General features: G+C 33.0%; 9 protein-coding genes and 1 tRNA gene. 8 read left to right on the top strand and 2 right to left on the bottom strand.

Features of this window, described 5'->3' with window-relative positions:
* Positions 1 to 54: 54 nt before the first annotated feature.
* Positions 55 to 960, bottom strand: coding sequence for an ABC transporter ATP-binding protein (locus VIL26_01180; GenBank protein ID HEY8389555.1), 906 nt, complete (start codon positions 958 to 960; stop codon positions 55 to 57).
* Between the two features lie 193 nt (positions 961 to 1153).
* On the opposite strand from VIL26_01180, the gene VIL26_01175 reads away from it, so the two are divergent.
* The 4 genes from VIL26_01175 (at position 1154) to VIL26_01160 (ending at position 6728) form a co-directional block, all read left to right on the top strand.
* Positions 1154 to 1801 carry an HAD family phosphatase gene (locus tag VIL26_01175; protein HEY8389554.1) on the top strand — a complete coding sequence of 216 codons (648 nt, stop codon included), beginning with the start codon at positions 1154 to 1156 and terminating at the stop codon, positions 1799 to 1801.
* A 118-nt stretch (positions 1802 to 1919) separates the two neighbouring features.
* A tRNA-Pro gene (locus VIL26_01170) sits at positions 1920 to 1995 on the top strand.
* Between the two features lie 184 nt (positions 1996 to 2179).
* Positions 2180 to 4915, top strand: a complete 2736-nt coding sequence (locus VIL26_01165) for an AAA family ATPase (GenBank protein ID HEY8389553.1) — start codon at positions 2180 to 2182, stop codon at positions 4913 to 4915.
* A 1-nt stretch (position 4916) separates the two neighbouring features.
* Complete coding sequence (locus VIL26_01160) at positions 4917 to 6728, top strand: hypothetical protein (GenBank protein ID HEY8389552.1); 1812 nt, start codon at positions 4917 to 4919, stop codon at positions 6726 to 6728.
* 197 nt (positions 6729 to 6925) lie between these two features.
* Here VIL26_01160 and VIL26_01155 read toward each other — a convergent pair whose 3' ends face one another.
* Complete coding sequence (locus tag VIL26_01155) at positions 6926 to 7129, bottom strand: KTSC domain-containing protein (GenBank protein HEY8389551.1); 204 nt, start codon at positions 7127 to 7129, stop codon at positions 6926 to 6928.
* 214 nt (positions 7130 to 7343) lie between these two features.
* Here VIL26_01155 and VIL26_01150 point away from each other — a divergent pair, with 214 nt between their 5' ends.
* From VIL26_01150 to VIL26_01135, 4 genes are all read left to right on the top strand, one after another.
* Positions 7344 to 8696 carry a hypothetical protein gene (locus tag VIL26_01150; protein ID HEY8389550.1) on the top strand — a complete coding sequence of 451 codons (1353 nt, stop codon included), beginning with the start codon at positions 7344 to 7346 and terminating at the stop codon, positions 8694 to 8696.
* Between the two features lie 101 nt (positions 8697 to 8797).
* On the top strand, positions 8798 to 9823 hold the full coding sequence (locus VIL26_01145; protein ID HEY8389549.1) for a M23 family metallopeptidase: 1026 nt from the start codon (positions 8798 to 8800) through the stop codon (positions 9821 to 9823).
* 443 nt (positions 9824 to 10266) lie between these two features.
* Positions 10267 to 11970 (top strand): ammonium transporter, encoded by a 1704-nt coding sequence (locus tag VIL26_01140; GenBank protein ID HEY8389548.1) that lies wholly within the window; start codon positions 10267 to 10269, stop codon positions 11968 to 11970.
* 219 nt (positions 11971 to 12189) lie between these two features.
* The coding region (locus tag VIL26_01135) for a hypothetical protein (protein ID HEY8389547.1) at positions 12190 to 13026 on the top strand (837 nt) is incomplete at its 3' end.

Genomic DNA, 13026 nt, shown 5'->3' with positions numbered 1-13026 from the left:
TATTTCAGGAACGGTTTCTATAATTTCAATATACCGCCTAAAGCCTGAAAATCCTCATTGGAACATTTCGGTAAAGTTGATAAGCATATCAATCGGACTGATAAAAATTCCGATATATAAAAAGTAGATTGCAAGGTCAGCAGCACTTAACATTCCCTTATATACAAAATATCCGCCGCTTATCAAAGTTACTATATAAAGCATGCCTTCCAAAAAAGAATTGACAGCATGATAACTGCCCATATTCTTGTATGAATCAGACTTAGTTTCAAGAAATTCATTATTGCATATATTAAATTTTTGATTTTCTAATTCTTCATTGGCAAAGGATTTGATTACCTTAATTCCCAATAAACTGTCTTGGACTCTTGCATTGACGCTGGCGATCTTTTTGCGGTTTTCAGTAAAAACTTCGCGCATTTTTTTGTTTTTAAAATAGCTATAAATTACCATTATCAATGTTATAGATAACAATATCAAAGTTATAGGAACATTAATAAACATCAATAGCAAAAATGAGCCGATAATTTTTAGAATAGAAAGTAAAAGATTTTCAGGACCGTGATGAGCAAGTTCAGAAATATCAAACAAGTCATTGATAAGCTTGGAAATCATTTCGCCTGTATTGTTTTTGTCATAAAAAGAAAAGGAAAGACGCTGATAATGATAAAACAAGTTTTGGCGCATATCGCTTTCAATCCTAGAACCCATAATATGTCCCCAAGAGGTGACATAATATTGCGCTCCGAGCCTTATTATATACAAAACTAATAATGTTAATCCTATGAGCCCCAAGGTTTGCATAATATCTGTTACATTGTCCGCGGTCAGAAAACGGTTAACAAATCTTAAAACCTGAGGTAAGATAAGGTCGACAACAGCTATAACCAGCGCACAAAACATATCAAAGAAGAAAAGCTTTTTGTAAGGTTTGTAATAGCTTATAAATTTTTTTAACATATTTTTTAGCTCTCTTTCGTGTTTTTGTATATTTTGATATTATAACATATTATGGTAATTTTTTAACCGAAAGAAAAGTTATTTGGTTTTAATGATTTACGTCAAGAAAAATAAATCAAATATTGGCAATTTGTTTTTTATTTTGTATGTTTTGTGTTAAGATAAAACTAAACAAAAGTTAAAGAGGGCTTATATGCTAAAAGATATTCGCGGCGTATTATTTGATATGGACGGGGTTTTGGTTAATAGCGAATTTATGGGCAAAAAAGCGTTTTTGGAAGCTATTAAGGATTATGGCGTAATAGGGCATATGGAAGATTTTCATGATTTTGTGGGTGGCGGAGCCGAACCTGTGCTTAGAGGCATTATGGAAAAAAATGGCGGTAAATTCGTTCCAGAAGTTATAGATCATGCCTATGATATTTATGAAAAAATGGCAAAAACAGAACTGCATGCATTTGAATGTTCCAATAACGTAATCAATTCATTGCACAAAAAGGGATATTTATTGGGAATTTGTTCTTCTGGCAACAGAAGAAGAATTGAAATTAATATAAAGTATGGAAAAATAGATACATCAAATATTAAATCAATAGTGTCAGGCGAGGATGTAAAAAGAAAAAAGCCTTTTCCTGATATATATCTAAAAGGTGCTGAGTGTCTTGGATTAAAACCGCAGCAATGTATAGCAGTAGAGGATGCAATCAATGGTATAAAGGCTGCACATGCAGCTGGCATGCAATGCATTGCTATAACCTCAAGTTTTCCTTATGAAGAACTAAAAATCTATAATCCCGAATATATTGTTAATGATATTAAAGAGGTTTTGGATATTATATAAATAACAGTTTTAGGAATTTTTAATTTTTTACATCAAAAGTCTTGCAACTTTTGCAAAAAGTTGCTATATTATAATAGCTGTTTTGATGGTTTGAAAATATATAAAAATTAATCAATATCTGGGTGTGGTGCAGCTGGTAGCACGCATGGTTAGGGACCATGAGGTCGTGAGTTCAAATCTCGCCACTCAGACCAAAAAGACCACTTAGTTTAGTGGTCTTTTTTTATGTATAATATGACCATTCTATAGATGTAAAAAAAGATTAATACATGATTTTATCTGCTTACACAAACAAATTCTCAGGTTTTTATGCTATTTTTGTGCTGTTTGATTGTCTATATGTTATAATATAAATAAATATTTACAATGGGGAGAATAATGAACGCAAACACGAAAGAAAAAATCAGGGCAATAATTTCGTTGACCGCATCCACGGCTCTTTTGCTGTTGACATCACTGCTTTTATTTTTATGTCCAATTGGAGCTCAAAGCGCCAAAGAATATTTATCCAGCGGTCCATCAGAAAGCACATTTTTTATAGGACTAGCGTGCCTGTTTTTATTTCTTGTATGTGTTGTTTTGACCGTAATATTTGACATTAATTTTTTTGTTTCCAAAGAAATCAAATTTGGACATTTGCGTACTGGCGCACTTATTAATTTTATAAGTGCCGCGGTTGTATGTATCGCATCAATAATCACCAATCTAAAATTCTATCCATTCGTGTTTTTAATAATTGCTATGGTACTGTTTGCTGCGGTAAGTATTTTTGCATCTAGTCCAAAGTCTCCTAAAACAACTAGCAACCCGGTCACTATTGACAGCTTGAAAAAAAATATAACTGGAACAGGTCAAAATTTTTTATCTATCACTTTGGTATGCATAGCTCTTATAGCATTATTTGTTAATTCGTTTATGCTGGTGTATATGCCGCTTGGTGCCGACATTTCCAAACAGGGCATAAGCATATATCCTTCTATAGCCAACATATTCGAGAATTATAACTATTTTGACCTTTATTATCAGATTTTCAGTGTGTTTTTCGTATGTTTGCTGATTATCAACTGCATTTTCTTTTTGCATTTAATAGTCAAATTTTTTATAGATACAGTTAGCTTTTTGAAATCAGGCAAATATTTTGCAATTTATAACATCACTTTGAGTATTGTTCTGATGTTTTTTTCATTTGTAAGAACTCTGGTATCTAAAATCTTTGGTCAAGAGATCTTTTTTATAACTTATATTAATGTATTAATAGCTTATGTGCTATACACAGTATTTGTTGCTTTTGCGGGCCGAGCTAAGGAAGAAGAAAAAGCAAAAATACTAAAGACCGAAATTAAAAAGACAAGACGCAAAAATAAACTGACCGAATTGATTTTTCAAGGACTGATGACAGCTATAACGTTTAGCATGTTCTTTGTCAGGTTATATTCGCTAAATATAAACGCTCCCGCTGGCACAGTATCAATGTCGGAAACGCCTTATGATATATTTAAGAGTTTATCCTCTCAAAGTATTTTGGGGAATATAGTGGCGTTCTTACTGATAATATTAAGCATGATGTCGGCAATGTTCTTGATATTCACTATTCTCAATTATATTGTGGATTCTGATGATTATAGTACTTCTGCCATGCAATATTCTTACATGAATTTGTTCTTTCAATTCTCTTACCTTACAATAGGTCTGTTCTATGTTCTGATGGTGCCGACATTTGACAGTATTTTTGAACTTGCTTTTGGAAAAACCTTGGAGGAATTATTTGGTAGCAGTATTACAGTTTCTGAATATGTAAAAGTTAGTACCCTTGCTTATATTCCATTTTTGATAGGCTTTGTGGTTTTAATATATATGCATTTATTCTGCACCAAAAACAAAAAATCTCCTGTAACAGAATCAGATAATATAAAAGGTCAAAATATTTCAAACACCGTTGCACAAACTTCTGATACTGCCAATTTATCAACAACTTTTGATCCATGTCCGGCTTTTAGTGACCTTGACTCTAAAATAGACTTTTATAAAGAAGAACTTCAAAGACTCAGAACTCAGGCATTTCCAAATCCGACGTTGCAGTCAATCACGCACTTTATCGTCAATTTTGCAGCTAACACACCTGAACGTCTGTCATATACTCATGATACTGTGGCTACATTTATAGCAGGCTTGGGTGCTTCACGCTTGAGCATATTGCAGGGTATGTCAGGTACCGGAAAAACCAGTCTTCCCAAGGCATTTATGCAAGCAATAGGTGGAAACTGCGAAATAGTAGAGGTTGAATCGTCTTGGAGAGATAAAAACGAACTTTTAGGATACTACAATGAATTCAACGGTATCTATACTCCAAAAAAATTCACACAGTTTTTATATAAAGCAGCGCTAAATCCCGAAATACCTACTTTTATAGTATTGGACGAAATGAACTTGTCCAGAATTGAATATTATTTCTCGGATTTTCTGTCACTTATGGAATCAAGAGAGGATCAGCGAGCCATTACCCTTTTGAACAGGCGAATATATCCGCCTAATAAAGAATCCGATACAGATAAAAAACAGTCTTCATACCTTGCCTTGACTGACGGAAATACTATCAAAATTCCGCCTAATGTTTGGTTTATTGGAACAGCCAATCGCGATGAATCAACTTTTGAAATAAGCGACAAGGTCTATGACCGTGCTCAGACCATGAACTTTGATAAGCGTGCTCCCAAGGTAATGTCCGAAAGAGTTGATGTTCCAATGCGTTTTCTTGAATACAACAAGATAAAAGAGCTGTTTGAGGCGGCAAAAAAGATTGAATTTAATGCAGAATCGGATCCGCGCGTTTTAGGAGTGGAAAAGCTTTTGCTTCCATATAAGATTTCTTTTGGTAACCGTATTCTCAAGCAGATTGAGGATTTTGTCAAGGTCTATATGGCTTGTTTTGACGTAAGTACGGTTGAAAAGTTCCGTCAGACACAGCACCGGGCTATTGAAAATATAATGTATTCTAAGGTTTTGAGAAAGTTAGAGTTAAAAGTAGTCGAAAACAAGGCACAACTCATTAGAGGCTTTGAAAACATGCACTTTAATCAGTGTGCCCAATTCATACGGCAGTTGGAAGATAATTAATATGCCTGTCAAAAAATTTGTTCTTAACAACGAATACTATTTTCTTCCCGTAAATGCGCAGGCAATAAATCGAGGGGATGGCGCGGAGATTTATATCAACGGTCGAAAAACAAAGGAAATCGACAGTTTTTCAGTTACAGAAGAACAGTTTTTTGGCGAAAGGTGTTATTTTAACTATCTTGTACCACTGTATCCTTTTCAGAGCTTTTTAGCTGAGCAATACGCAAGTATAGATGTATTTCTTTCAAAAAATCCAAATATGACCTATCTTCAATTTGACAGCAAGACCTGTGAAGACATGGTATTGTTTTCTTTTTTTCCAAAATTTGACTTTATGAGGCTGGATTCCCTTTTGGAAAGCATAAACCGCACAATGCCTTACATCATGAATATTTTTATTCATCCTGTTATACATCTCAAATCAGAAGAATTTATAATGCCTCTATATGCGGTAAAAAGAATTGACCGTAATACAGTAAGGCATATTATGTCCCATCCAGAGCACTGGAAAAGCATAGATAACGGTAGAATTAAGCCCATGCGTCTGCTTACCGAAGTTTATGAAGACGATTACACTATTTATGAAAACAAGGTTTTCTGCCGTACAATGGATCAGATGGTAGCGCTTCTACGAAAATATAAAAATATATTCACAGATATTATTTATAATAAAATCAGTTTTCAGCTGAGTGCAATGGACAAGTCAAATCATATGTATTATTATTTGGCTCTAGGAAAGTTGTATGTAGGTTACGCAAAAAGCGACGAACTATTTACAGAAAAGTGTGAAAAATATGTCAAAGGTTTTGATAGAATAATTAGCCGCATATCCGCCAATCATACTAGGCCTATATACAGAAAGAATCTAAAATCAAAAATAGGGCGTAGGATAGCAAAAACTAATATTTTGGCGATGCACAAAGATTACCGTCATATCTTTACCCTCAAAAAAACACTCGACAGGGCAGATTATCCAGCAGAATTAAATGAACTTAAAACCATTTCAGATCCGCTTAAAAAAAATTATGAAAACTTCTGCATTATGCTTACTATATTTTCTATAGGGCATTTTAGATTTAGAACTGATGAGAGCCTAATTTTTGAAAATAAAGAATTTAAGGGTGTAAATTTTGAATTTGAAAAATGGCATATAGAACTTTTACCTGTTAAAATACTTAGTCTTAATATGGGAGCGGTTGTAATGACTGTTTCATCAGACATAAAAAAGCACGTGACATTACTTATTCCTTTTATGTCAGATCCAGATAATGAGTGTCCCGGCTTTTTTAACAGCATTTTGTATGATATTGCGCGAGAGTATCAGGCAGATAATTATATATTTTTTACAGCAGAAAAGGCACTTCGGGTTCCGACTTATTATTCAAATACTCCTATAAGTTATGGCATATTGCCTGTTTCAATTAACGATGTTAACAGTTTTAAGCGTATCCAGAGACTTTTATTGGACGCTATGATAAAGGTTTCGGTAACTCATGACATTTGTCCTTTTTGCGGCGGAACTTTTGAAACCAACGGAAAAATGTTTTATTGCAAAAAATGCAAAATGGAGTTAAGCACTATTATGTGCGAAAACTGCGGAAAATCTTTTTATTATACATCAGTAAATTATCCTGCAATAAAGGAAAAGACAGTATCGCGTGAAAACTATGCGGCTGATAATTATTGGAAATATTGTCAAGACAAAGATGCACAGATGAATTATAGAAATATAACAGATCTTAATTCAGATGGTTCACCAATATGTCCGCATTGTAATGCTGTCAATCCAAAGCCAAAAGATATATGGTCATAATATTTAATAGATAATAATCTATTTTTCTTAAATCTATTTGTCGTTATAAAAATTTAAGCGTATTCAAACAATGATTCAAGATTATTTGAATACGCTTAAAGATTTAATCTTAAAACTCATATATGGGCTTTAGCTTCCATATTTTTTCTGATGTGATTTAATCGGTTTTTTAATATGGTATAAATTTATATAGCAGTTTAAACTTTGTGACCTTTATATGCCGGTTTTATCCTTTGTGAAAAGTAGCCACCAATCGAAGGAGCAGACATCAATTCATTGTAAATATATAAGGGGACATTGTAATAACGGAATGTTCCTTTTGTGTGAAATTCTACTTGAAGTATTCCGTTTTCATATCCAATAGCCCTTATACTAGATGAAACTACATTTTTCATTACCATAATTGTACCTCCCTATCATTACCTATATTATAGCACAAAAATAAACATATTTCAATATTTGTAAAAAAATCTTATATAACTTTGACAATAGTTTTATAAAGATTATTTATGACATCATAAATTTTGACCAAAATTAAAAGAATTTTAGTTGTTTACATTTTTTTCCAAAAAATACGCAAGCTACTAAATGATTAAATTCTTTTTGAGGTGTTGTATGAAAAAAAGTTTGATAATAATTTTTTCTGCCATAATACTTATATTGGGCATGCTTATGATTTTGAGTTCATATGAAAAAGTACATATGGCAGGAGTGTTTGGCAAGGACTTGGATGAAGATTATCCGCTGTGCGAAATAATTGAAGATGAAAAAGAACTCATAACTTTAGCTTATGATGAAAACGAAAAACCTAAAATAGATAATGAATCAAAATGTCCTGAATGCAAACCAAGATGTCCTAAATGTAAGCATATATGTCCTGATGAATGTAGAGATGAACATCAAAAATGCCCCGATAAATGTAAAGATAAAGAAAAATGTCCTGATAAATGCAAAGAACCAGAATATAGAATTTTACCTTATGAGCCAGAAATTAAAGATGGAAAGAAACAATCACAAGAATTAGAACATAAGAAAAAGCATCATCCAAGAAAAAGACATAGATTTTTTGATTTTAAGAAAATCAATATACATAACCTAACAGTTGAAACCTTAGATAGTCAAGAAATTTTTAATTCACCTATAAGATATATTCGCCCTGATTTAAAGAGAAAATCAACAGGAAGAAGAAAGAGCCTGTCTAAGACATTGCCGTTGGAAGATAGCATTCAACAAGTTGATGTTCTTTTAGATGACGATGTATATACATATAATTATCAGGCACAAAAGTCTAAAATTTTGCAAACAGTTTTTGGTAATGTTATATCAAAAGACAGTATTAACAAACTTGTTGTAAAAGGCGAACCAATTAGCGGTCAGTATTTTGATAATATTGTTATAGAAATCTATGGTATGGATAATGTCTTAATTAATACAATCCGTCCCAAAACTAATTCGGGCTATGGAGCCAATATTATGCTTGGAGATTTTATTGGCAATGGTATGGAACAGATATTTTTAGGCATAAATTCCGGAGGTAGCGGAGGATTTGGATATTTTTATGTTTTTGATGTATCAAATAACGAAATAAAAACTATATTTGATTATGAAGATTTTTCTCAAAAGAACAAATATGTAGGCAAATATCTAGATTATTATAGAGCTGAAGTAAGAAAGATAGGTTCAGATGAAAGATATATTATAGATCTTAGCGGTCGTCCTAGAGATTATCTTGATATGATTTGGGGACCAGACGGCAAGCTGATTGGTCCAAAAAGCGTTAACATATCTGATGTAAATACAGTCTTTCCTTATTATAATTCTACCAGCCAGCTTTTTGAACTGATGATTTTTCAACGAGTAACAGGATTATACAATGCAGATGGATTAGGGTACGTTACAACTCAACAAAGTTATAAAGACGGCGGTTTTGTTACTTTCTTTGAAACATTAGGAGTTTTTGCGCAATAGTTTTTTAAAAATCTTTTTCCAAAAAGCGGTGAATCTTCACCGCTTTTTTATATATGTATTAATTATGAATAAATATTTTTATGTGTTGAAATAATAATGTTATGAAAAAATTGGCTCTTTCATTGATGACATTGGTATTATCTATGTTTATATGCGGCTTTGCGGCTTCAGAACCCAAACGTGATTTTATAAAATGGGTGGATTTTAATGTTTCTTATCCTGTTTTGCAACTTGCATATAAATATGATGTAGAAACTATCAACGAAAAAGTGCATTGCGATATGTGCGAAATGTTGGCTTATGTTACAGCCAAAAACGGCAATCGTTTTGGCAGAAAAGACATTAATACACTTAAGAATCTCGTTAATAAGCTAAAAAGCGGTATAGAAATGGAAGAGATGATTAAGGGTAATAAGAAGTATTACAATTATTATCTAGAAGCATATAGAGCTATATTTGCCAATTTTCTTGATCATTATGTTACAGATGATGGGCAAAAAGGCTATGGCTTAGTCGCTTATCATCCGCTTGCAAAAGGTTATGGTTTTGCCGCTTATGACGATTTTGGCAACAGCCGCAATTATGGATTTAAAAGAATACATTTGGGACATGATATTTTTGGTTCGACTGGAACACCTATTATCGCAGTAGAAGGCGGAACAATTACGGAGTTTGGGTGGAATAGATACGGCGGATGGCGTATAGGTATTAGATCAAATGACGGAAAAAGATTTTATTATTATGCACATATGAGAAAAAATCGCCCATATGCTGAAGGTTTAGAAAAAGGTTCAAAAGTCGTAGCTGGACAGGTAATAGGTTATATGGGAGCGACAGGTTATAGTTTTAAAGAAAACAAAAATATGAAAACCAATCCCCACTTGCATTTTGGATTACAATTGATATTTGATGAAAGCCAGATAGATGGCAATAATGAAATTTGGATAGATGTAAATAATATCTGTAAGCTTTTGGAACAAAACCGTGCCCAGACTGTAAAAAATAACGAAACCAAAGAATTTACAAGCGTTAACTTAAGACATCCTATTCCAAAACGACATATTATCGAACTGCCGTTTAAGGATAATAAGCCTTTTGATACAGTCAAAGAAAATGATGCAGCATAATGGAGTAAGGTATGGTAAAAATGAGGTTAAAAGTATATAAGGATGCTTGGGTTTATGTAGCTCAGAAAATAGAAGAAAGAGCGATAAATTATTTTTTGCCTAAGATTATTAATAAGATTAAAGAAAATTAAAGATTTTTTCTAATAACCTTGAACGAAATCCAAAAAAAAGGATAAAACCATCAATATAAGTATATATAATAACACATTGTAAAAAAATTTATATAATTTTATAAGATTTTACTTGATTATTAGTATAAAATACATTATATTATTTGTAAGCTTTAATGGGGAGGCTTCTGTATAGGAGCCTCCTTTTTTTATAAAATTTGATACTGTCGTTTATTAATATTAAGATAGACAGTTATAAAAAATCAGGTCACAAAGATGTGCCAATGGTTTAACCAAGGCGCATCTTATTTTTTTATAAGGAGAGAAAAAGATATGTTTTCAGCAACAGACACGATTTGGGTTTTGGTGGCAACAGCATTAGTTTTTTCAATGCAAGCTGGTTTTGCCATGGTTGAAACAGGTTTTACCCGTGCCAAGAACGCAGGTAACATTATAATGAAAAACTTAATGGACTTTGCGCTCGGTGCAATAGTGTTTTGGATTATTGGTTTTGGACTAATGCACGGTTCGTCATTGCTAGGCGGTGTGATTGGAAAACCTGATTTCTTTATATTGGGAGAATACGGACCGGGTAATATTCCTACTTCAGTTTTTGTAATCTTTCAAACAGTGTTTGCGGCAACAGCAGCAACAATTGTTTCAGGTGCTATGGCAGAACGTACAAAATTCATCGCTTATTGTATATATAGCATCGTGATTACTGCGATAATTTATCCTATTTCAGGACATTGGATTTGGGGCGGCGGATGGCTTGCTAAACTTGGTTTCCATGATTTTGCGGGTTCAACTGCAGTTCACTTAGTAGGCGGAGTAGCTGCCTTCATTGGTGCTGCAATGCTTGGACCTCGTATTGGAAAATATGGTAAAGATAAAAAGCCCAAGGCTATTTTGGGACATAGCATTACCTTAGGCGCTTTGGGTGTATTTATCCTTTGGTTTGGATGGTTTGGATTTAACCCTGGCTCACAATTGGCAGCATCTTCTGACGGAGATTTGTTAGCTATAGGAAAAGTATTTTTTAATACAAATATAGCGGCTTGTGCTGGTGCGACTGTGGCTATGATTATAACATGGATTCAATTTAAAAAGCCTGATATATCAATGACACTAAATGGTGCTTTAGGCGGACTTGTAGCGATTACGGCAGGCTGCGACGCTGTATCTCCTTTAGGTGCGCTTATAATTGGTATAGTTGGTGGAGTAGTGGTAGTGTTTGCTGTTCAGTTCTTGGATAAAGTGCTAAAAATTGACGATCCTGTTGGCGCTGTTGCAGTTCATGGCGTTTGCGGTGCAGTTGGCACAATTCTCGTTGGATTGTTTTCAGAAAGTGAAGGATTGTTCTATGGACACGGCGCAAAATTGCTAGGCGTGCAAACTCTAGGCGTATTAGTAGTTATTGCATGGGTAGGCGTTACAATGACACTATTGTTCTTTATTTTGAAAAAGACAGTAGGTATTAGAGTCAGTGCAAAAGAAGAGCTTGCTGGTCTTGATATATCTGAACACGGTCTTGTTAGCGCATATGCTGATTTTATGCCGTCTAGTGAAATAAGATTTGACGGAGCGCATGAGGAAATGGGTGAAGTTGCTCAACCCGTATTAATGGAAGAGGCTGTACCTGTTGTTCATAAGCCTAAGTCTTCATCAGCTTCTGATGTCAAGATGACCAAAATTGATATTATTACTAATGAATCAAAATTTGAAACTCTGAAAGAAGCTCTCAATAAAATTGGCATTACAGGCATGACTGTTACCAATGTAATGGGTTACGGAATGCAAAAAGGCTATAAGACTGAGTTTTATCGCGGTGTAGAAGTCGGCGTCAAATTATTGCCCAAAATTCGTCTTGAAATAGTCGTATGCAAAATTCCTGTCAGCACAGTAATAGAAACAGCCAAAAAAGCACTTTATACTGGCTCTATTGGCGACGGTAAGATTTTTGTATATGATGTAGAAAATGTTATAAAAGTCCGTACTGGCGAAGAAGGCTTTGACGCATTGCAAGATGAAGAATAAGAATTAGCAAAAAGCTTTATATATCAAAAAGTTCTTAGAAAAAAATGTCCTTACTGTTATAGTAAGGACATTTTTTATTAAAACAACAACTAAATCATATAAGAAAAATAATGCTTATCTTGACTATATCAATCAAAAACATATAATTAAATTATGTGTTTTAATAATGAATAGATTGCTAATCATATTATGACAATTCAATAGATAAATGAGATTATAATGAAGAAACAAAAGAAAAAGATTTTTTTATTGCTTTATGTTCTGACTATATTTTTTTATTGTTTATCCATCATCTTATCATTAGTGTTAATTAATGCTGGAAGAAAAAATGAGGCACGAAAAGATGCAAATACACTTATGCATTATTATGATAGTATTCATAAAAAAATAGAATTCGTTAATACGATTATCGCCGAGGATAAATGGGTCCAAAATATGAGTGTTTTGGATGAAGAAGGATTCGCCAATATTTTTCCTTTAGATATTTATGAAGCACAGCGCAGTATTATTAATTACAATGCGCTTATAGGTTTTTCTTGCGAAACTTTAATCATGTTTGATCGCAGTTCATATGCCATGACTGAAAAAGGTAAAATACCATATTCAGAGTTGGAATTTTATTTTGATGGAGATGCGCAAGGTTTCACGATATATTCTCAAAAAGAGCAAATTTTTAGTGATGTACGCTACGTTCAAGCAGGCGGAATCTTGTTATCAATAATATATAATTGCCCGAACAAACTTAATACATATAAAGTTAGATGTATCTTTGTTTTGAGCAAGGATTACATGGAAGAATATTTAGGTGAAATGATTGATATTAATTATATTTCGGTAGTCTATAATAATAGAAATATTTTATTGGGCAATAAATATATAGGAAAAAGTGCATTCACGATCGAAAAAGATAATTTTGTTTTTGGATATTATCAAGAGTTTCCTGTTAGTAAATTTATCATAGTTATTATTATAGAATCTATAATCTTCATTAGCCTATTTTCAATTTTTAACTTCAAAATCAAAGATTATTATAATAATATGCAAAGATATATTCGC

This window comes from Clostridia bacterium (assembly GCA_036562685.1).
Classification (GTDB): domain Bacteria; phylum Bacillota; class Clostridia; order Christensenellales; family DUVY01; genus DUVY01.
This window is presented reverse-complemented; position numbering and strand designations above follow the sequence as displayed.